Below are 20,804 nucleotides of genomic sequence, written 5' to 3'. Positions count from 1 at the left end.
TGAATCATCCTCGCGTGTCGCGCACCCCGACCGGTTCTCCGACGGTCTGCTCGAAGACCTCCGCCACCGGGCGCCGGGGCGTGACCAGGGGCGGCAGGCTCCCCGCCGGCCGGACGCCCACCCGCAGCACGAGCTGCGGGAAACCCTTGCCGTCCAAGACCTCCCAGCGCACGACGTCCCGCGTCCTGGGCACCTCCAACGCCTGGCTCAGCGGGGACGCGGCCAGCCCGTGCAGTTCCGCGGTCAGCAGGGCCGCGCTGACCGCCTCGCCCGCCCGCAGCCGGGACGACCGGTCGTCGGCCACGGTGCCGACGACCACGAGCTGCCCCAGCTCCTCCGGCGAGGCCCACCGCCGGTGCAGCCGGGCCGGCGCGCCGAAGTCCCGCATGACCATCTCGCCGTAGCGCAGCCCGGACGAGGGCGCGCTCACCTCGGGAATGCCGTCCCTGGCGTGGATTCCGCGTCCGGTCCAGGCCGCGAGCTCCGCCCGGTAGGCGTCGTCCCCGCTCTGGATCGCCGCCGCGGCGGCGAAGGCGGCCGTCAGGACGTCGCGGTGCTCACCGACCACCACCCACGCCTCGGCGCCGTGCTCCCTGGCCACCGCGGCCATCGCCGCGAGCGAGCCGGGCGGCGCCGGACGGCCGCTGTACGGGCGTCGATCCGTTGCCCTGGCGTCGATCGCGGCGAGGACGGCGTCGTCGTACTCGCCCGGCGCCCGCCGCCCGGTGAACCGGATCGCCGCGAGGTGGTCCGGGTCGGCGGACGAGGGCAGCCGGTGCACGGCGGTGTTCCAGCCGAGCACCGCCAGCGCCGTGGTCATGTGGTGCAGCGTCGCGCCGCACCCGAGCAGCAGCTCGCGGTCGCCGGGGTCGGCCGACCGCAGCGAGCGCGACCGGTCGGCGTGGAGGTGCAGCGCGTCGTGGTCGGCCCGCCAGCGCCAGGGTTGGGCGTTGTACGCGGAAGGCGCCCGGCACGCGAGCGCGACCGCGGCGCGCAGCACGCCGCGGTCCGGTGTCATCGTGTTCATGAATGTGGTTACTCCCGATCTTGCCCGCCGACGATCGCACCGGGCCGCGGGGGTCACCAGGGTCGAAGGACCTCAAGGTTGGTCAGGAGCGAGTCGGGCCGAGGTGGCCACCACTGCCGAGCTGGTCGGACCGACTCGCGACACACCGCCATCTTGGGCTGGCTGGCGTTATCCGGCACTACATGTAGTATCCCGTCCGCCGATGGTTCATCGGGCTCCTTCGGGAGCGCGGTGAGGCAAGAGGGAACCCGGTGCGAGTCCGGGACTGCCCCGCAGCGGTGAGCGGGAACGACCGCCGTCATGAAGCACTGGGCGCCGCCAGGCGCCTGGGAAGCGACGGCCAGTAGGTCCGCCGGTGGAGACCGGCGGGTGCCCGCGAGTCCGAAGACCTGCCATCGGCACGCGCACCGACGGTGCGCGTCGGTCCGGGACCTCGTGGGTGGGTGGGCGGACGACTCGGCGCACCGCGCCCCGAACGGGGTCGCGCCGCCGGCTCGTGCTCCCGCTCCGCGTCGGCCCCGGCCACGTCATCGAGCTCGCGAGGAGAGAGCCGTGATCGTGTTCGGCATCGGTCTGGTCTGTGCTGCCCTGGTCAGCGCGGTTGTGCCCGCGCCGCCGGGGGCCGTCGCCCGCTCCGCAGCACGCGCGGTCTGACCGGCCGGCGCCCCTCTCGTCGCCGCGTCGCCGCCTCGCCGCTCGACGCGCGAATTCCCTTCCACCACGGCGTGTCCGCCGCGCTCTGCCGCCGGCGACCGCGCCCACCCCTCGCCACCCACGGAGTCCCAGCATGTCCGAGCCGCCCCTGCGTTCCGCCCAGCTCCTGGCCGACCGGGCCGACGAGCAGCCCGCCCCCGCACTCACCGTGCGCCACCCCGACGGGCGCACCACACCACTCGACGTCGCCCGGCTGTCGCTGGTCGTCGAGGAGGCGTGCGCCGGCCTGTCCGGGGTCAGCGCCGCCACCGTGCTGGCCGAGACCCTGCGCAACCTCTACGACGGCATCAGCCCGGCCGAGCTGGCCGTCGCCCCGGTGATGGCCGCCCGCCCCCTGGTGGAGACCGACCCGCACTACTCGCTGGTGTGCGCCCGGCTCCTGCTCGACAAGCTGCGCGGGGAGGCGTTGGGCTTCCTCGCCGGACGCGACGAGCAGGCGAGCCACGCCGAGATGGCCCGGCGCTACCCCGCCTACTTCCCCGCGTTCGTGGCCAGCGGCGTGGAGCTGGGCCAGCTCGACCCCGAGCTGGCGCGGTTCGACCTCGCGCGGCTGGGCGCGGCGCTGGTGCCCGACCGCGACCTGGACTTCCAGTTCCTCGGGTTGCAGACGCTCTACGACCGGTACCTGCTGCACTCCGACGGCCACCGCTACGAGCTGCCGCAGGCGTTCTTCATGCGCGTCGCGATGGGCCTGGCGCTGCGGGAGGACGACCGCGAGGCCAGGGCGATCGAGTTCTACCACCTGCTGTCGTCGTTCGACTTCATGTGCTCGACGCCGACGCTGTTCAACTCGGGCACCACCCGGCCGCAGCTCTCCTCGTGCTTCCTGACCACTGTGGAGGATGATCTGGAGAGCATCTTCCACGGCATCAGCAACAACGCGCTGCTGTCGAAGTACGCCGGTGGTCTGGGCAACGACTGGACGCCGGTGCGCGGCATCGGCGCGCACATCCGGGGCACCAACGGGAGGTCCCAGGGCGTCGTGCCGTTCCTGAAGATCGCCAACGACACGGCGGTCGCGGTCAACCAGGGCGGCAAGCGCAAGGGCGCGGTGTGCGCCTACCTGGAGACCTGGCACATCGACGTCGAGGAGTTCCTCGACCTGCGCAAGAACACCGGCGACGACCGGCGGCGCACCCACGACATGAACACCGCGAACTGGGTGCCCGACGAGTTCCTGCGCCGGGTGCGCGCCGACGCGGAGTGGACCCTGTTCTCCCCCGACGAGGTGCCCGACCTGCACGACCTGTACGGCGTGGCGTTCACCGAGCGGTACCACGCCTACGAGCAGGCGGCCGACCGGGGCGAGATCCGGGTGTTCCGCCGCGTGCGCGCGCGGGACCTGTGGCGGCGGATGCTGACCATGCTGTTCGAGACCGGCCACCCGTGGATCACCTTCAAGGACCCGTGCAACCTCCGCTCACCGCAACAGCACTCGGGCGTGGTGCACTCCTCCAACCTGTGCACCGAGATCACGCTGAACACCGCGGCGGACGAGGTCGCGGTGTGCAACCTCGGCTCGGTCAACCTCGCCCGGCACGTGACCGCCGACGGCATCGACCACGACCGGCTCCGGAACACGGTGCGCACCGCCGTCCGGATGCTCGACAACGTGATCGACGTGAACTTCTACACGATCCCGGAGGCGCGCCGGTCCAACCTCCGGCACCGGCCGGTCGGTCTCGGCCTGATGGGCTTCCAGGACGCGTTGTTCGCCCTGCGGCTGCCGATGGCCTCCTGGGCGGCCGTGGAGTTCGCCGACCGCAGCATGGAGGAGATCAGCTACTACGCCATCGAGGCGTCCTCGGAGCTGGCCGCCGAGCGCGGCCGGTACGAGACGTTCGAGGGATCGCTGTGGAGCAGGGGAATCCTGCCCATCGACTCGCTGGACCTGCTGGCCGCCCACCGGGGAGCGGACCTCGAGGTCGACCGTTCGTCCACTCTGGACTGGGACGCGCTGCGGGAGCGGGTGCGCGCCGTGGGCATGCGCAACTCCAACGTCATGGCCATCGCCCCGACCGCGACCATCGCCAACATCTGCGGCGTCGGCCAGTCGATCGAGCCGCTGTACCGCAACCTGTACGTGAAGGCCAACATGTCCGGCGACTTCACCGTCGTCAACCCGGACCTGGTCCGGGAGCTGAAGGACCGGGGGCTGTGGGACGAGGCGATGGTCGCGGACCTGAAGTACTTCGACGGCGTCCTCGGCCCGATCGACCGGGTTCCCGCCGAGCTGAAGGCCCTGTACGCCACCGCCTTCGAGATCGACAGCCGGTGGCTGGTCGAGGCCGCGTCCCGCCGGCAGAAGTGGATCGACCAGGCCCAGTCGCTCAACCTCTACCTCGCTGAGCCCAGCGGCCGCAAGCTCGACGAGCTGTACCAGCACGCGTGGGTGCGCGGCCTGAAGACCACCTACTACCTGCGCTCGCAGAGCGCGACGCACGTCGAGAAGAGCACCCTGCGCGGCACCGACGGGAAGCTCAACGCGGTCGCGCCGGTTCCGGCGCCGGTGGCCCAGCCCGCCGCCTGCTCGATCACCGACCCGGACTGCGAAGCCTGCCAGTGACGGCCCGGAAACCAGTTCGCCACCACACGAGGAAAGCACCGAACATGACCAACACGGAGCGCGCGGCCGACCCGACCGGCCTCGGCGAGATCGACCGCAACGGGGCCAGGGTCACCGTCGACGACAAGGCGATGATCAACTGTCGGGCGGACGTGAACCAGCTCCTGCCCCTGAAGTACCACTGGGCGTGGGAGAAGTACCTCGCCGGCTGCAACAACCACTGGATGCCCACCGAGGTGTCGATGCAGGCCGACATCGCGCTGTGGAAGTCGCCGGACGGGCTGACCGAGGACGAGCGCAGGGCCATCAAGCGCAACCTCGGCTTCTTCGCCACCTCGGAGTCGTTGGTGGCCAACAACGTCGTGCTCGCGGTGTACCGGCACCTGACCAACCCCGAGTGCCGGCAGTACCTCCTGCGCCAGGCGTTCGAGGAGGCCGTGCACACCCACACCTTCCAGTACATCTGCGAGAGCCTCGGCCTGGACGAGGGCGAGCTGTTCAACATGTACCGGGAGGTGCCCTCGATCACCGACAAGGCGGCGTGGGCGCTGAACTACACGCAGCACCTGGAGGACCCGTCCTTCACCACCGGCACGCCCGAGCGGGACCAGGCGTTCCTCCGCGACCTCGTCGCGTTCTACGTGGTCTTCGAGGGCATGTGGTTCTACACCGGCTTCGCGCAGATCCTCTCGTTGGGCCGGCGCAACAAGATGGTCGGGATCGCCGAGCAGTACCAGTACATCCTGCGGGACGAGTCGATCCACCTGAACTTCGGCATCGACGCGATCAACCAGATCAAGATCGAGAACCCGCACCTGTGGAGCGAGGAGTTCCAGCAGGAGATCCGGGTCATGCTCGGCGAGGCGTGCGAGCTGGAGGTCGCCTACGGCCGCGACACCATGCCCAGGGGCCTGCTCGGCCTCAACGCCGAGCTGTGCGAGCAGTACATGCGCTTCATCACCAACCGGCGCTGCGCCCAGCTCGGCCTCGCCCCGGTCTTCGGCCCAACCGAGAACCCGTTCCCGTGGATGTCGGAGATGATGGATCTCAAGAAGGAGAAGAACTTCTTCGAGACCCGCGTCATCGAGTACCAGAACGGCGGCGCCCTCGACTGGGACTGACCCCACGAGGAGCCCGCCCCGAGTCCGGGGCGGGCTCCTCGTGACTCATGGGCTGTGCGCCGCGATCAGCGGCCGAAGGCCGGCAGGTCGATGTCGAGCCAGGTGAGCGGCCCTGACGGCGGCCCTGGCGGCGGCTCGGTGCCGGCCGAGGCGCCGCCAGCGCCATCACGGCAAGCGTCGCACTCGGGCCAGAGCCAGTAGGGGTACTTCGGCAAACCGCCGCGTGCTTCGATTTCCGGTCCGCACAAGAGCTTCACCATGTGCCCGTCGGGGACCTGCGGCCCCAGGTACGCGTGCCTCTCTCCCGAATGCGGCTGCCAAGTCACAGAGAACATGGCCCCGCCCTCCGCGCGTTCTGCCAACAACACCGATCCCCTCCCAGGGACACGAGAACAATGGGGGCGCCTGAACTGGCGCTCGATCACGGCAAAGCTTTCTGTCCTCTGTGGACAGATGTGGTTGGTAGTCACTCTGTGCGGGGGTGGCGGGACCGGTCGCCGTTGTTGTCGGGGCACCGACCGGTCCCGCCGCCCGAGGCCCCCCTGTCGGGGGCCTCAGCGCCGCACACCTGCTCTCACCGCCCTGGTGGGAGTGGAAGACCCAGGGCCGAGCAGAGTGCGCGGTGGCTCATCTCAAGTTGGTCAGCAGCACCGCGCTGACCAGAACGAGGACCCTCGCGCATACGACCAGAGAGACACGTTGCCGTCGAACAACGCCATGCCTACGACTTCGTCTCCACCGCCACGCTCCTCCCTCGGTCGCTTGTGAGCGATCAGGAAAGCGTGAACACCGCCGATTCTCTCGATGTCGGCGTAACCCCTGCCGCTCGTGGTGAACGCTATGAGCGGCGGCGGTCAGAGCCTTGACAACCTGTCAAGATCACCCTGTTAGCCGAGGCGTACCCCCATGCGGTGAACCATGCCGCGCAGCTCCCGCCCGAGCGCGTCCCGCTTCGCCCGGTTGGCCAGCTCGGTCACGGACGCGCGCACGAGAGCGTTCGTCCGGATTCGCTGCGGAGCGATGTCCTCCGCCCGTCGCAGCGCGAGAACGCCCCGCTCCCGGGTCTTGGGACTCTCCACCAGCGCACGACCGAGATCAGCCCAGTACATCGCCTGCCGCGCCGCTGAGGGCACGGCGTCCGGCCTCGCCGCTTCGGCGGCCTCAGCGACCTTCGGCCCCCACCCCAGTTCGGTTCCGATCGACACGCGCCAGATCGCGATATTGGCTCGTCCAAAGTAGAGGCTGCCGAAAGTGCCCACCTCCGGGAGGCGGGAGGCGATCTCCTCGGCTTCCCGGAGGTGAGCCTCGGCATCGTCCGCTTGCCGTTTCGCCGCGGCGGCGAGCGCGCAGCTCAGGTGCAACATGCCATACACCTGTGCGACTTCCGGCGAACCGAGTTCGCTCTGGAGGCTGTTCGCCGCACGCATCGATATCGTGACCTGGCGGGGGCGGTCGGAGCCGCCCAAGGCGTGCGCTCGAAGCCACGCGGCCAGACCTGCCCATTCCGGTGAGCCAAGGGCATCGGCGACCATCTGCGCGTGCAGTGCGGCGAGCTGCGGGAGTCCCTGCGCCCCGAGGTTCTTCGTCAACACCGTCGCCGTGTGGTAGCAGTCCATCAGACCCAGCAAGGCGTCTGTTCTGTGTTCTCCTCCGGCCTCGTGCACGGCGTGCAGCTCCGCCAGCAGTCGCGGCAGAACCAGACCCTGGGCCGCGTAGTCGCACGCCGGGCGGAGTTCCTGGTTCAACCGCCGTAGCTCGGCTGCGATCACGGGCCACGGCCGGGGCTCGACGTCGCTCGGCTCCCCGAGTCGGTACTCCGACAGCGCGGTCTCCACTCCGGAGATCGCGGCCTGAGCCTCGGCCGTGACCGGATCGCGCGAAGGAAAGGGGAAAGCCATCAGCTCGGAAGGGGCGACCCGAAGCGCGTCCGCCAACGCCTCCAGCAGATGACGGCTGTTGATCTGCCGTTCTCCGCGCTCAAGGCGGGACAGGTAGCTTTGGCTGATCCCCGCGAGTTCCGCTGTGGCGGCCAGGGAGCGCTTTCCGCGAAGCGCGCGAAGCCTCCGGCCGATCAACACCTCGTCCGAGTCCACGGCAACCTCCCGCCGAAGTACGGCACGCCCACGGTACCGTCGTGACCTCTCACGGTGACGTGTCTGGCGTCACATCAAGGTAGGCGGAAGTGCTGAACAGGAGAGAGCCCTTGCCTTACCAGGTTTCCGTGTGCGGCCCCCGGCACTGCAGCGAACAGGACCGCGAACACGCCTACGAAGTTGGCCGGTTGCTCGCGCAGCGCGGTGTCGTGGTGATCTGCGGGGGCGGCATCGGCGTCATGGAGGCCGTCGCTGCGGGCGTGCGGGCCGAGAACGGACTGGTGATCGGTGTTCGTCCCAACGACTCTCGCGAAGGCGCGTGCCCTGACCTGTCGGCGGTGGTGGTCACGAACATGGGCGAGGCGCGCAATGCCGTCATCGTCTGGTCGGCCGATGCCGTGATCGCCGTCGGCGGTTCGTGGGGCACTCTGTCGGAGGTCGCGTTGGCGATGCGGCGCGGCAGCATCCCCGTGATCAGTCTCGGTGGCTGGACCATCCGCGACGCCGCCGGAAATCCCGTGCCCGGAATCGAGATCGCCACCGACCCCGCCGATGCTGTCAACCGGGCTACGCAGCGGACTCTTGTGGAGGCAAGTGGTGGGGCGGCAGAACACTCGTTCTAGTGGTAGATCCACGCTTTCGTGAGCCGAGTTGTCCACATGCCGCCGAGTTGTCCACAGCGGACGAATCTCGCCTCGTGGCGGCCTGGTGTTCGGCGATAGGCTGGTCGCGGGGCTCGCCCCCGGGACGGGTGGGGGCTGCACTCCGGCAGGTGAGTGGTGGGTCAGGCGCCGCGGGGTGGGGTGGCGCGGAAGGCGGCGAGGATGCGCTCGGCGGCCAGGGTCGGGGTGAGCGCGCCGTCGCTGACCTGGCGCTCCAGCTCCGGGGCCAACGCACGGACACCGGGGTGGTCGTGCAGGTCCTGCAACAGCCGGTCCCGCACCATGGTCCAGGTCCAGCCCACCTGCTGCTGTCGGCGCTTCGCGGCCAGTCGGCCGCTGGCCGCCAGGGTGTCCTGGTGCCGGATCACGTGCTGCCACACGGTGTCCAGCCCGATGTCGTCCCGGCCGCTGCACGTCAGCACCGGGGTTTCCCAGTCGCTGTCCGGAGAACGCAGCAGCCGCAGCGCGCCGGCGAGCTCCCTGGCCGCGCGCCGGGCGTCGCGTTCGTACTCGCCCTCGGCCTTGTTCACCGCGATCACGTCGGCCAGCTCCAGCACGCCCTTCTTGATGCCCTGGAGCTGGTCGCCGGTGCGGGCGAGGGTGAGGAACAGGAAGGTGTCGACCATGTCGGCGACGGCGACCTCGGACTGCCCCACGCCGACGGTCTCGACCAGCACCACGTCGTAGCCGGCGGCCTCCACCACCACGATGGTCTCGCGGGTGGCCTTGGCGACGCCGCCCAGGGTGCCGGCCGTCGGCGAGGGGCGGACGAAGGCCGCCGGGTCGGCGGCGAGCCGGCCCATCCTGGTCTTGTCGCCGAGGATGCTGCCGCCGCTGCGGGTCGAGGAGGGGTCGACGGCCAGCACGGCGACCCGGTGCCCGGCGGCGGTCAGCCGGCTGCCCAGGGTGTCGATCAGCGTCGACTTCCCCACGCCCGGCACGCCGGTCACGCCCACCCGGCGGGACTTCCCCGCGTGCGGCAGCAGTTCCACGAGCAACTTCTGCGCGAGGTCGCGGTGGTCGGGGCGGCGGGACTCCACGAGGGTGATCGCGCGGGCGATCCACGCGCGGGCGCCCGCGAGCACCCCCTCGGCGTACTGTCCGACGTCGATGGCGGGCGGCATGGGTCAGCCGTCGTTCCCCGTGCCGTCCCGCGAGCCGGCGCCGGCGGCGTCCCCGACGATCGCGGCGACGTCGTGGCCGAGCCGCTCGGCCAGCATCCCCAGCAACCCCACGGCCGCCTCGGCGACCACCGTGCCCGGCGGGAAGATCGCCGCCGCGCCGGCCGCCCGCAACGCGTCGTGGTCCTGCGGCGGGATGACCCCGCCGACGACGACGAGGATGTCGTCCCTGCCCAGCGCCGCCAGCTCGTCCCGCAGCGCGGGCACCAGCGTGAGGTGCCCGGCCGCCAGCGAAGAGACGCCGACGATGTGCACGTCCGCCTCGACCGCCTGCCGCGCGACCTCGCCCGGCGTCTGGAACAGCGGGCCCACGTCCACGTCGAAGCCGAGGTCGGCGAAGGCGGTGGCGATCACCTTCTGCCCCCGGTCGTGGCCGTCCTGGCCCATCTTGGCCACCAGGATGCGCGGCCGGCGCCCCTCGGCCAGCTCGAACGCGTCGGCGGCTTGCCGGGTCCGCTCGATGTCGCTCATCGGTCCCGCCTCGTCCCGGTAGACGCCGGAGATGGTGCGGATCTGCCCGGAGTGCCGGCCGTAGACCTTCTCCAGCGCGTCGGAGATCTCCCCGACCGTCGCCTTGGCCCGCGCCGCGTCGATCGCCAGCGCGAGCAGGTTCTCGTCGAGGCCCTCGCCCCGGCGGCCGTGCAGCGCCGCGTCGGCTGCCCTGGTCAACGCGTGCAACGCCGTCCGGCACGCGGTCTCGTCCCGCTCGGCCCGCAGCCGCCGCAGCTTCTCGACCTGCTGCGCCAGCACCTCGGCGTTGTCCACCTTGAGCACCTCGATGGCCTCGTCGGCGTCCACGCGGTACTTGTTCACGCCGATCACCGGCTGCCGCCCCGAGTCGATGCGGGCCTGCGTGCGGGCGGCGGCCTCCTCGACGCGCATCTTCGGGATGCCCTCGTCGATGGCCCTGGCCATCCCGCCGGCGGCCTCCACCTCCTCGATGTGGCCCCACGCGCGGCGCGCCAGGTCGTAGGTCAGTCGCTCCACATAGGAGCTCCCGCCCCACGGGTCGATCACGCGCGTGGTGCCGGACTCCTGCTGCAGCAACAACTGCGTGTTCCTGGCGATGCGCGCGGAGAAGTCCGTGGGCAGCGCCAGCGCCTCGTCCAGCGCGTTGGTGTGCAGGGACTGCGTGTGCCCCTGGGTGGCGGCCATCGCCTCCACGCAGGTGCGCACCACGTTGTTGAAGACGTCCTGCGCCGTCAGCGACCAGCCCGAGGTCTGGCAGTGGGTGCGCAGCGACAGCGACTTCGGGTTCTTCGCTCCGAACCCCTTGACGAGCTTGGCCCACAGCAGCCGCGCCGCCCGCAGCTTCGCGACCTCCATGAAGAAGTTCATGCCGATCGCCCAGAAGAACGACAGCCGGGGCGCGAAGGCGTCCACGTCCAGGCCGGCGTCCCGCCCGGCCCGCAGGTACTCCACGCCGTCGGCCAGGGTGTAGGCCAGCTCCAGGTCGGCGGTCGCGCCGGCCTCCTGGATGTGGTAGCCGGAGATGGAGATCGAGTTGAACTTCGGCATCCGCCGCGAGGTGTAGGCGAAGATGTCCGAGATGATCCGCATCGACGGCCGCGGCGGGTAGATGTAGGTGTTGCGGACCATGAACTCCTTGAGGATGTCGTTCTGGATGGTCCCCGCGAGCTGTTCCGGCGCGACCCCCTGCTCCTCCGCGGCCACGATGTAGAGGGCCAGCACCGGGAGCACCGCGCCGTTCATGGTCATCGACACGCTCATCCGGTCCAGCGGGATGCCGTCGAAGAGCTGCCGCATGTCGTAGATCGAGTCGATCGCCACGCCCGCCATGCCCACGTCGCCGCGCACCCGCGGGTGGTCGCTGTCGTAGCCGCGGTGGGTGGCCAGGTCGAAGGCGACCGACAGGCCCTTCTGCCCGGCGGCCAGGTTGCGCCGGTAGAAGGCGTTGGACTCGGCGGCGGTGGAGAAGCCCGCGTACTGGCGGACCGTCCACGGCTGCGTCACGTACATGGTCGGGTACGGCCCGCGCAGGTACGGCGCGATGCCGGGGTAGGTCGCCAGGAAGTCCAGCCCGTCGGTGTCGGCGGCCGTGTAGAGCGGCCGGACCGGGATGCCCTCCGGGGTCTCCCACACCAGGCTCTCGACGTCGTTCCCGGTGCGCTCCCGCACCGCATCGCGCCACCGGTCCAGGTCGGGCGCGGGCACGGGCGCGGCGGAGCCCAGCTCGACGTGCCCGAAGTCGGGGATCACCGTGTCCGCCATCAGGCCACTCCCAGGTCGCGCAGGGTCGTGCGGAGAACGTCGAGCGCGTCGCAGCCGGCGAACAGGTAACCGTCCACACCGGACTCCGCGTCCGTCCCGGCGCGCTCGCCCGGCCGCCCGGCCAGCCAGACGCGGGACGCGCCGGCCGCCCGCAACGCGCGGGCCACCGGCGCGGCGGCCTCGGCGTAGACCTTGTCGCTGGAGCACAGGCAGGCCACGGTCGCGCCGCTCGCGGCGAACGCGCTGGCGATCTCCTCGGGATCGAGGGTCGTGCCGCTGGTCGGCGTCTCGACTCCCCCGGCCTGGAAGAGGTTCGCGGCGAAGGTGGCCCGCGCGGTGTGCGCGGCGACCGGGCCGAGCGTGGCCAGGAAGACCGTCGGCCGCGTGCCCGTGGCCGCCAGGTGCGCGTCCGAGCGGTCGCGCAGCGCCTCGAAGTCGCCTGCGTAGCGGCGACGGGGCAACCCGCCGCCGACGGGCGCGGGCGCGGCGGCGCGCTCGGGAAGCCGCTCGGTGAGGTTGGGGAACTCGCTGACCCCGGTGATCGGGTCCCTGCGGTGCGCGACGCGCTCCCCGCGCCGACGCCAGGTCTCGTCCAGCCGGCGCGCGACGAGGCCGTCGGCCAACGCCGCCGCCAGGCCGCCGGCCCGCTCGATCTCGGTGAACCACGCCCACGCGGCGGCCGCGAGCTCGTCGGTGAGCCGCTCGACGTACCAGGAGCCGCCGGCCGGGTCGATCACCCGCGCCACGTTCGACTCCTCCAGCAGCAGCGACTGGGTGTTGCGGGCGATCCGGCGGGCGAAGGCGTCGGGCAGGCCGAGGCAGGCGTCGAACGGCTGGACGGTCACGGCGTCCGCGCCGCCCACCCCGGCCGCGAAACAGGCCACCGTGGTGCGCAGCATGTTCACCCACGGGTCGCGGCCGGTCATCATCGCCGAGGACGTCACGGCGTGCTGGCGCTGGCCGCGCGCCGCCTCGGCCGCACCGCAGACCTCGCCGACCCTGGCCCACAGCCGGCGCGCCGCGCGCAGCTTGGCGATCGTGAGGAACTGGTCGGCGGTGGCCGCGTAGCGGAACTCCAGTTGGCCGAACGCGGCGTCGACGCCCAGTCCGGCGTCGGTCAGCGCGCGCAGGTAGGCCACGCCGGCCGCGAGGGAGCAGCCCAGCTCCTCGGCGTCGCTGCCGCCCGCGTCGTGGTACGGCAGAGCGTCCACTGTGATCGCTCGCAGCCGGGGGAAACCGTTGGCGCACCGCAGGGCCAGCTCGGCGGCCGGGTCGAGGGAGTGCTCGACGCCGGTGCGGGCGCGCAGGCCCAGCGGGTCGGCGCCGAGGTTGCCCGTGAGGGCGCCGGGCACGACGCCGCGTTCCGCGGCCAGCCCCAGCAGCAGCTCCGCCGCCTCCGTGGTGCGCGCCCCCGCGTCGAGGACGACGGGAGCGAGGTCGAGGTAGACGTCGGCGAGCACCTCGGGCAACGCCTCGACCGGGAGCCCGTCCTCGCCCAGCGCCAGCCACATCGAGGTCACGCCGTTCTCCAGGTCGGCGAGCACCGCCTCCCTGGTCACGGCGACGTCGGGGTGGGCGTGCCGCTGCCGGACGTCCCAGCCGGAGACGACCCCGCCCTCCGGCCGGCCGCCCCGGACGAACGGCGGCAGGCCGGGCAGCCCCGCCCCGGGCGCGGCGCCGCCGGCGTCCTCGGCGGTGTGCAGCGCGGCGACGGTGATGCCGTCGTAGGTCGTGCTGGCGAGCAGGTCCTCGACGGGGCCGGGCACGGCGGCGAGGTCGCGGCCCGCCTTGCGCAGCACCCCGGCGACCAGCTCCCGCCACTGGTCGCGGCCCGGCGCCGGGAAGTCGGCGGCCAGGCTGAGTTCCTCCCTCGGCACCGTCATGCCGCGAGATGGTAGCCAGCATCACCGACGGCCGGACGTGCCAACGTGTGCCTGATCACGCTCGGTGAGCCGACCGTACCGGTTCCGATGCCGGCGGCGGCGTCGCGCAAGGTGAGCCCGCGTCCTCAGTAGACGGGGACGGGGCGGTGACCGCGCCACCTGTCCGACGAGAACCGGCGGCGGCGAGCGCGTGGGCCCGTCGCTCGGGCTCGCCTCTCTCGGGTGAAACCGGACTTCCCCGAGGCGTGGCCCGCCGCCGCGCGAGGCGCGCGCATCGTTGTCGAGAAACGACTTCGACAATGGCGGGGAAAGGGGTTGGCGTGACCGGGAGGCATTCGCGACCGGCTGCTCTGCTCCTCCTCGACCCGCGCGTCGTTCCGGCGACCCTGACGCCCGGATCGAGCGTCGCACCAGGACCTCGGAGCGGCCGCGCTCTCGCGGCTCCGCCAACCCCGGCTGGTCGTGGCGGGCGGCCCGGCCGTCACCGAGCACGTGTTCGCGTCGCTGTTGGCCAGACCCCGGCGGCCGGCCGAAGCCGACGCCGACACCCGCGGTGGCGGTAGGACATGTCTCGACCCCGCGCCGCGGTCGGCGAGCCGGGAGAGCCTCCCGCCCTCCTGGGTCTGACCGCCCGTCGCGTCCTCCTCTCACGGGGCGTCATGCCCGCGTCCGCGCCACTGCTGCGTCCGAGCTTCAAACCCGCCGTCCGAACGACGGCCGGAGGGAGCAACGCGTACCGCCTCCCGGCCGCTTGACCAGCGTGGCCAGCGATTCTCGCCAAAGCATCGATCCTGATCACCCGGGCTACGGCGGGACTTCCCGGTCAATGGGGCCGAAAACGTGAATTCATTTCGGTCACCCGCGAGGAACAACGGGACGCGTCTTTCCGAGTGTTTCCGGACGCGGACGTGGCCGGGCACGGAAATCGTCAGGTTCCATGGAATGGGCGCCACGACGAGTTGACCGTCGATTTCCTCCGGCGCCGATCAGGAAGAACACCCGAGGACAGGAGTCACGTGATGAAGCGGACCGTCTCGCTCGCCATGATCACCGGCCTCGCCACGGCCCTGCTGCTGGGTGGCGCCGGCGCCGCCCAGGCGAGCGGCGGCCACCAGTGCGCCAACGGCGTGGCCAACGTCGTGACCTGCAACGACACCGACACGGTGGTCCCCGTGAAGATCGAGATCGAGGGGAACCGCACGCTGACCGACGCCGAGCTCTCCGTGCTGGAGGACAGCCTCAACGACATCGACGTCGACGTCGAGGCCATCAAGCTGGTGGTCGTCGACGTCTACCGCTCGTTCAACCCGTCGATCGACATCACGGTCGACGACGTCAAGGTCTGCGTCGTCGCCGTCTGCTCCTGAACGAGAAGGAACGCGTGCGGTGAATCGGGGGGAACGGGTTCCGCCCGTTCCCCCTGTCCCGCCGCGCGCCCCACCCGTGATCCGACGACGCACGCCGGTCCGGCCGCCACAGGCCCCCCACGGCGGCCAGACCGGCCCGTCCCGACTGCGGTTTTCCACAGGGTCGCACCTGGGGAACACAACAGGTCAGGTCTGCGGTTCACCTCGTGGTCGTGACCGACCCGCGCTTCTACCTTTTTCCGCATGGCCAAACGAAAAACGCTGATCCCGCTCCTCCTGACCGCGCTCACAGCGCTCACACTGCTCGCCCCGGGCGGTCAGGCGCTGGCCGCGGCTCCCTCCCGACCACCGGGGGCGGAACTCCAACGGCGGCTGGACGACCTGGTCGCCACGGGAGCGGCCACCGCCGCCCTGCTCCGCGTCCAGGACGGCCACCGGGCCTGGTCCGGCAGCGCCGGGGTCCGCGACCTCGCCTCCGGCCGGCGCGCGAATCCCCACGGCCACTTCCGCATCGGCAGCATCACCAAGACCTTCGTGGCCACCGTGCTCCTCCAGCTCGTCGACGAGGGCCGGCTCGCCCTGGACGACCCCCTCGACCGGCACCTGCCCGGCGAGGTGCCGCACGGCGACGTGATCACCGTGCGGCAGGTCCTCAACCACACCAGCGGCCTCTACGACTACGCGCACGAACGCGACCTGTCCGTCAACCGGTGGCGCGGCGACGCCAGGTTCCGCACCCACCACCCCAAGAATCTGCTCGCCGTCGCCGCCGCGCGCGAGCTGTACTTCCCACCCGGCACGGGCTGGCACTACTCCAACACGAACTACGTCGTGGCCGGTCTGCTCGTCGAACGCCTCACCGGCCGTCCGTACGGCTCGGAGGTCGAGCGCCGCATCCTGCGGCCCCTGCGGCTGCACCACACCTCGGTGCCCGGCGCCAGTCCGCGTGTCCCGGAGCCGCACGCCCACGGCTACGCCCTGGTGGACGGGCGGGACGTCGACGCCACCGAGATGAACGTCTCGCTCACCTGGGCCGCCGGGGAGATGATCTCCACGACCGCCGATCTCAACCGCTTCTTCGACGCCCTGCTCGGCGGTCGGCTGACCAGCCCGGCCTCCCTCGCGGCCATGCGGCAGACGGTCGAGACCGGGACGACCTTCCGCTACGGCCTGGGACTCCAGCAGTTCGACCTGCCCTGCGGCCGCAGCGTGTTCGGGCACGGGGGAGAACTCCTCGGCTACCTCACCTACGCCACCCGCGCCGCCGACGGCCGCCAGGCCACCCTGTCCTTCAACCCCTACCGCGGGAAACCGCCGGCGGAAGCCGTGATCAACATCTTCGCCGCGGCCTACTGCCCGGCGACCACCCAACCGTCCTGACGTCAGCGGTCGGCCACGAGCTCCATCCGCCAGGTGAGCCAACGGGAGATGACATGCAGTCCAGCCAGGGACGAGGCGTGGCCGACCGTCTCGTCGTCGAGTTCGCGAACCGACAGCTCGGTGACGCCGGGGTGCTCCCGGCGGAGGTGGACGACCAGCTCGGCGAGCAGGGCCGCCAGGTCGGCCGCGGGCGCGTCGCGGTGCACGACCTTCTCGACCAGGGCCGTGTGGTCGGCGACCGCGGCGATGAGCTGGGCGACGAGGGCGCCCCGAGGGTGTCCGGGGACAGGGTCTTGGAGAACAGGGTGTTCGGCGACAGGGTGCTCAGAGACAGGGGGGTCAGAGACAGAGCCCAACAGGTCCAGCGTCAGCACCGGGTACCGGTCGTCGGCCAGGTACTCGGCGACGTCCTCGACGTCCCACTCCACCCCGGTGGCGTCGTGGTAGAGCCGGGCGTACTCCGGGAGCAGGTCCTCCGGCACCGGCTCACGCGTCCGGCGAACCTCGACGGCGGGCAGGCCGTCCGGAGCCGGCCAGGCGTTGAGCTGACGCGTGCCCCAGTGGCGCCCGACCTCCGCCCGCACGGTGGCGCCCAGCTCGCTCGCCGCCGGACCCTCCGGCGTGTCGTCGACCCCGCTCCACTCCAGGGCGGCGAACCCCGCGCCCGCGGCCTGTTCCGCCGCACCGGCCAGCAGTCGGACGACGACCGCGGACTCGTCGACGTCGTGTCCGGAGTGGACCGTCGCCCCGAGGGGCCGCGCCTCCCTGGCGACGAGCAGCAGGTCGGCCGTGGCCGCCGACTCGTCCTCCTCGTGGGCGGAGACCCTGGCCCAGCCGAGAAGTCGGCCCTCTCCCCTGGCGACCACGAGTCCAACGGGGTTCGGCCAGTCGTCGTCGCCGACCTCGTCCGGCGGGGGCTGCCCCAGCACGACGAGGAGTTCCCGCACGAGGCCGGCCTCGGCCCCGGGATCGCTGACGAACTCCAGCGAGACGTCCGTGCGCGTCACCGGCGGCCTCCCCGTCGTCCTGCCAGCACCCGCCGACCGGTCCACCTTGGACGTCCTCTGTGGACACCAGGAGTGACCACAGTGGACGAACTCGCGGCGTCCCTGCCGCGGCCGGCCTACTGGCCGGGCGCCCGGAAGATCACGGGAGGAACCGACGAGGCCGCCGGCGCCTGCTGGCTCCTCGGTTCCCGCTGGAGGCGCAGCTCCCGCGGCGCCTCCTCCTCGGCGGACTCGGCGACCGCCGACGACGCCGACGGGGCCGCCGCCTCGTCGCGGTGGGCGTCGGTGGCGTCGAGCGCCCTCCTGGCCTTGCCGACCCACATCGCCCACATCACCTCGTCGCGCGTGCCCCTGGCCTCGGCGAGCACGACGGAGAGCGCGCCACGCACCCGCGCCGACAGCACGGCGTCACGGCGGACGGCGGCGAAGATCCGCAGGGAGTGGGCGTCGTTGCGCTTGACGATCTGGCGCACCTGGTCGACCAGGGCCTCCCTGGGCAGGGCCAGCCATTGGTCGACGATGTCCGGAGTGGTGGGCACGTGCGGGTCATCCTCCCAGGTCCGGTTCACCGGTAGCACGAGGTCATCATGGGCAACCGCGGCGCGGTCATCGGGCCGGATGGGCCGATCGCGCGACAGACTACCCCGTTCGGGTTATCACCCCGAGGTCGAGGCGGATGGAGACGACGACCGGGCGCCATCGCACTCTCCACGGACGAACAATTCCCCGACTCATGGAATTCCCCCGAAAAAGGGCACGGGCGGCGGCGCCAGGATGAACGACCACCGTCGCGCCTGTTTCCGGGTGACACCACCGACCCTACCCCCTGCGGGTGGCGAGACGCCATGCCGGAGCGCGCTTCGTGGCACGGCCCACCACGGGGCGCCCCGCCGGGAACAGCGTGTGCGGCCGTCGATCCCCCGCTCGCCGGGGGAAACCGGCGGCGAACCCGGCGCGATCGTCCACGATGGACCAGGGACTTTCGGTTGCCGGGTCGGCAACCGCGCTCCCGCCGGGCCCGGGCGCGCCCCGCGCCGGCCGGCGCTGGAACGATCCACCGAACCCCGACACGCTGGCGGAACGGCGGACGTGTTCGCCGGCGGTGGACAGAAGGACGACAGAGCGGAAATCGTTCCGATATCGCCCGCCGGCGACGAACAGCAGGGCAGAATCCGGTTGATCACCAGCCGGGAAGGGGTCGCCGTGGGCAAACTCAGCCGCCTCGCCAGGGCCAGGGCCGACTACCTCGGATTCCTGCTGGCCCACGAGTGGCCGGTCGTGCTCTCCGGCGTCGGCGTGCTGCTCGGCGCGGTGACGATCCTGCCCAGCGCCGTGGGGATCGTGCTCTCGGTGATCGCGCTCGGCCTCGGGTCGGTCACCTTCGTCCGCGACTTCCGCCTGCTCCGGCGGCGGTGGTCGGCCTACGACTTCTCGTTGATCGCCGCGCCGTTCCCGGTGGCGGACATCCCGCCGCCCACCGCCTACCCGAACGCGGCGTACCTGCACATCCCCAACCGGGGCACCGCCCTGGTCAGCGACGAGATCGACCAGGACCTCGCCGCGCGGGCGCTGCCGGTCGAGGTCGACGAGCAGCCGTACCGGCTGCCCCGCCAGCTCAAGGCGAGCGCGCCGTACGTGCTCCCGGTGCGCAACCGCGGTCGCCTGGTGTTCAACGGACAGGTCGTGGGCATGCGCGGCGACCCGCTTCCCCGCGCTCGGGGCGCGGGTTCTCCGGTGACGTTGCACCGGGCGCGGTTCTTCGACGCTCAGTGCTCCAACGAGATGTGCTCGTTGCGCATCACGCACCGGGAGACCGGCGAGGAGTTCGACCCCCGCCGGCGGTTGCTCACCGACGCGGGCGGCCGGCTGCGCACCCTCGCGGAGAGCGAACTCGCCGACGTCGTCGGCATCTCCACGGTCGCGGTCACCACCGACGGCGTCCTCGTGCTCGTCCGCCAGTCCGACCGCAACATCGCCAGCGCGTTGCTGCTCGCCCCGTCCGGCAGCGGGTCGCTGGAGCCCCGGGACCTCGGCGACGCGGTGACCGACGCCGGCGGCGCCCTGCAGGACGTGCTGCGCGTCGGCATGGAACGCGAGCTGTGCGAGGAGACGGGCCTGCGGGCCGACGAGATCGCGGACACGAGGGTGGTGGGGTTCGCGCGGTGGATGGAACGCGGCGCCAAGCCCGAGTTCTTCGCCCTCACCCGGCTCACCGTGGCCGCCGCCGACCTCGCGGGACGCCGCCTGGCCTCCGACGAGCGGCTCTACAGCTCGGGGCTGCTCACCGTCCCGGTGGACCTGCGCGCCCTCGGCCGGGAGCTTGGGGCCGGGGTGGACCTGCTCGCGGCGAGCAGCCTGCCGCCCCAACTCCGGGAAGACGGGTCGCTACCCCTGTTGGTCGCGCTCCGCGCCGCCGCCCGCTGGCTCGTGCGGCAGCCCGAGAACGCACCCGACAACGTCGCTGACACCGCAGGAGAAACCGACGCCGAAGAGCCGGACATCAGGGGAGGGGAAACACGAACGCTTCCGTCGCCGTAGCCGCGCGACAGCGGGAACGGCCCGCGGGTCAGAGCCGGCGGTGCATGATGTGGAGCCCGACGTAACCGTGCACCGGGTGGTGGAAGCCCTCCGGCAGGGTTCCCAGGACCTCGAACCCCAGCGAGCGCCACAGCCCGACCGCCCGGGTGTTGGTCTCCACGACGGCGTTGAACTGCATCGCCCGGTAACCCTCGGCCCGCGCCCGGTCCAGGACGTACTCCCCCAACGCCCTGCCGACACCCCGGCCAGCGTGCTCGGGCGCCACCATGAAGCTCGCGGTGGCGATGTGCGCCGCGGGCCCCATGTGGTTCGGCCCCATCTTGGCCGAGCCGAGCACAACGCCGTCGTCGACAGCCACCACCGTGCGGCCCGGCGGCTCGGGCATCCACATCGCGCGGGCCTGGTCCTCACCGACGTCCCGGGGCCAGCTGTACGTCTCGCCGGCGGCGACGATCTCACGGAGGAAGGGCCAGATGGCGGGCCAGTCGCCGGGCAGCGCGTCGCGGATCTCCACCGGGACACCGTGCCCGCGAACCCCGTCGCGGGCCACCCTTTTTCACCGCACCGGGCCCCCGGGCCCCGGGGGTCAGGGGGTCAGGGGGTGCCGCCGGAGACCAGCTCCGCCCGCAACCTGATCGTCGTGCCGGCCAGCGCCTGGCTCACCGGGCAGTTCTTCTCGGCCGTCTCGGCGGCCGCGGCGAAGTCCTGCGTGCTCATCCCCGGCACCGACGCCCGCGCCCGCAGCTCGATCCCGGTGATGCCCTGCCCGGGCACGAAGGTGACCTCCGCGCGGGTCTCCACCGACTCCAGCCGCACTCCCCTGCCACCGAGCTCGTGGGCCAGCGCCATGGAGTAGCAGGCGGAGTGCGCGGCGGCGAGGAGCTCCTCGGGGCTGGTCCGGCCCTCCGGCTCGTTCGCCCGCGAGGGCCAGGTGACCTCGTGCGACCCGATCCCCGACGAGTCGAACGACACCGTGCCCGAGCCGTCCTGGAGCCCGCCTTCCCACACGGTGTGCGCGGTGCGGATCGTCATC

The 20,804-nt window shown here is 71.9% G+C and carries 15 protein-coding genes and 1 riboswitch; of the genes, 6 read left to right on the top strand and 9 right to left on the bottom strand.

Annotation, left to right across the window (positions count from 1 at the left end; all coding sequences use genetic code 11):
* Positions 1-4: 4 nt before the first annotated feature.
* Positions 5-1,027, bottom strand: coding sequence for an Acg family FMN-binding oxidoreductase (locus tag BUE43_RS06835; RefSeq protein ID WP_073480542.1), 1,023 nt, complete (start codon positions 1,025-1,027; stop codon positions 5-7).
* A gap of 186 nt (positions 1,028-1,213) precedes the next feature.
* A riboswitch (cobalamin riboswitch) is annotated at positions 1,214-1,438 on the top strand.
* Between the two features lie 376 nt (positions 1,439-1,814).
* Between BUE43_RS06835 and BUE43_RS06830 the strand changes: the two genes are divergently transcribed.
* The gene (locus BUE43_RS06830) at positions 1,815-4,307 is read left to right on the top strand and encodes a ribonucleoside-diphosphate reductase subunit alpha (RefSeq protein ID WP_073480541.1); all 2,493 of its coding nucleotides are present in this window, start codon (positions 1,815-1,817) and stop codon (positions 4,305-4,307) included.
* Positions 4,304-5,428 carry a ribonucleotide-diphosphate reductase subunit beta gene (locus BUE43_RS06825; RefSeq protein WP_268844413.1) on the top strand — a complete coding sequence of 375 codons (1,125 nt, stop codon included), beginning with the start codon at positions 4,304-4,306 and terminating at the stop codon, positions 5,426-5,428. Before BUE43_RS06830 ends, BUE43_RS06825 begins: the two co-directional genes overlap by 4 nt.
* 887 nt (positions 5,429-6,315) lie before the next feature.
* Here the strand turns inward: BUE43_RS06825 and BUE43_RS06815 are convergent.
* Positions 6,316-7,521 carry a helix-turn-helix domain-containing protein gene (locus BUE43_RS06815; protein ID WP_073480538.1) on the bottom strand — a complete coding sequence of 402 codons (1,206 nt, stop codon included), beginning with the start codon at positions 7,519-7,521 and terminating at the stop codon, positions 6,316-6,318.
* Positions 7,522-7,631: 110 nt separating this feature from the next.
* Here BUE43_RS06815 and BUE43_RS06810 point away from each other — a divergent pair, with 110 nt between their 5' ends.
* The gene (locus tag BUE43_RS06810) at positions 7,632-8,144 is read left to right on the top strand and encodes a TIGR00725 family protein (protein WP_073480945.1); all 513 of its coding nucleotides are present in this window, start codon (positions 7,632-7,634) and stop codon (positions 8,142-8,144) included.
* 161 nt (positions 8,145-8,305) lie between these two features.
* On the opposite strand, the gene meaB is transcribed toward BUE43_RS06810, so the two are convergent.
* Genes meaB through mutA form a run of 3 tightly spaced genes read right to left on the bottom strand, consistent with a single transcriptional unit; the run spans position 8,306 to position 13,479 of the window.
* On the bottom strand, positions 8,306-9,307 hold the full coding sequence (gene meaB / locus BUE43_RS06805) for a methylmalonyl Co-A mutase-associated GTPase MeaB (protein WP_073480537.1): 1,002 nt from the start codon (positions 9,305-9,307) through the stop codon (positions 8,306-8,308).
* Positions 9,308-9,310: 3 nt separating this feature from the next.
* Positions 9,311-11,596, bottom strand: a complete 2,286-nt coding sequence (gene scpA / locus BUE43_RS06800) for a methylmalonyl-CoA mutase (RefSeq protein ID WP_073480536.1) — start codon at positions 11,594-11,596, stop codon at positions 9,311-9,313.
* Positions 11,596-13,479, bottom strand: coding sequence for a methylmalonyl-CoA mutase small subunit (mutA, locus tag BUE43_RS06795; RefSeq protein WP_073480535.1), 1,884 nt, complete (start codon positions 13,477-13,479; stop codon positions 11,596-11,598). The genes scpA and mutA overlap by 1 nt, the downstream gene beginning before the upstream one ends.
* 1,019 nt (positions 13,480-14,498) lie before the next feature.
* Between mutA and BUE43_RS06790 the strand changes: the two genes are divergently transcribed.
* A complete protein-coding gene (locus BUE43_RS06790; RefSeq protein WP_073480534.1) occupies positions 14,499-14,846 on the top strand; it encodes a hypothetical protein in 348 nt (115 codons plus the stop codon).
* A 243-nt stretch (positions 14,847-15,089) separates the two neighbouring features.
* A complete protein-coding gene (locus BUE43_RS06785) occupies positions 15,090-16,226 on the top strand; it encodes a serine hydrolase domain-containing protein (protein ID WP_073480533.1) in 1,137 nt (378 codons plus the stop codon).
* Between the two features lie 2 nt (positions 16,227-16,228).
* On the opposite strand, the gene BUE43_RS06780 is transcribed toward BUE43_RS06785, so the two are convergent.
* Together BUE43_RS06780 and BUE43_RS06775 are read right to left on the bottom strand one after the other, a co-directional pair.
* Positions 16,229-17,233, bottom strand: a complete 1,005-nt coding sequence (locus BUE43_RS06780; protein ID WP_073480532.1) for a hypothetical protein — start codon at positions 17,231-17,233, stop codon at positions 16,229-16,231.
* Positions 17,234-17,349: 116 nt separating this feature from the next.
* Positions 17,350-17,772, bottom strand: coding sequence for a hypothetical protein (locus BUE43_RS06775; RefSeq protein ID WP_234995580.1), 423 nt, complete (start codon positions 17,770-17,772; stop codon positions 17,350-17,352).
* Between the two features lie 664 nt (positions 17,773-18,436).
* On the opposite strand from BUE43_RS06775, the gene BUE43_RS06770 reads away from it, so the two are divergent.
* The gene (locus BUE43_RS06770) at positions 18,437-19,771 is read left to right on the top strand and encodes a hypothetical protein (RefSeq protein WP_234995579.1); all 1,335 of its coding nucleotides are present in this window, start codon (positions 18,437-18,439) and stop codon (positions 19,769-19,771) included.
* 28 nt (positions 19,772-19,799) lie between these two features.
* Here BUE43_RS06770 and BUE43_RS06765 read toward each other — a convergent pair whose 3' ends face one another.
* A complete protein-coding gene (locus BUE43_RS06765; RefSeq protein WP_073480944.1) occupies positions 19,800-20,285 on the bottom strand; it encodes a GNAT family N-acetyltransferase in 486 nt (161 codons plus the stop codon).
* 80 nt (positions 20,286-20,365) lie between these two features.
* Positions 20,366-20,803, bottom strand: a complete 438-nt coding sequence (locus BUE43_RS06760; protein ID WP_073480529.1) for an OsmC family peroxiredoxin — start codon at positions 20,801-20,803, stop codon at positions 20,366-20,368.
* Position 20,804 lies beyond the last annotated feature (1 nt).

This window comes from Streptoalloteichus hindustanus, from assembly GCF_900129375.1.
GTDB lineage: Bacteria > Actinomycetota > Actinomycetes > Mycobacteriales > Pseudonocardiaceae > Streptoalloteichus > Streptoalloteichus hindustanus.
Note: the sequence above shows the minus strand (reverse complement) of the source record. Positions and strands in the feature narration are given on the sequence as shown.

Coding starts and splice junctions, on each gene's coding strand:
- BUE43_RS06835 (WP_073480542.1), bottom strand. CDS start 1,027: ATGAACACGATGACACCGGACCGCGGCGTGCTGCGCGCCGCGGTCGCG.
- BUE43_RS06830 (WP_073480541.1), top strand. CDS start 1,815: ATGTCCGAGCCGCCCCTGCGTTCCGCCCAGCTCCTGGCCGACCGGGCC.
- meaB (WP_073480537.1), bottom strand. CDS start 9,307: ATGCCGCCCGCCATCGACGTCGGACAGTACGCCGAGGGGGTGCTCGCG.
- scpA (WP_073480536.1), bottom strand. CDS start 11,596: ATGGCGGACACGGTGATCCCCGACTTCGGGCACGTCGAGCTGGGCTCC.
- mutA (WP_073480535.1), bottom strand. CDS start 13,479: ATGACGGTGCCGAGGGAGGAACTCAGCCTGGCCGCCGACTTCCCGGCG.
- BUE43_RS06790 (WP_073480534.1), top strand. CDS start 14,499: ATGAAGCGGACCGTCTCGCTCGCCATGATCACCGGCCTCGCCACGGCC.
- BUE43_RS06785 (WP_073480533.1), top strand. CDS start 15,090: ATGGCCAAACGAAAAACGCTGATCCCGCTCCTCCTGACCGCGCTCACA.
- BUE43_RS06760 (WP_073480529.1), bottom strand. CDS start 20,803: ATGACGATCCGCACCGCGCACACCGTGTGGGAAGGCGGGCTCCAGGAC.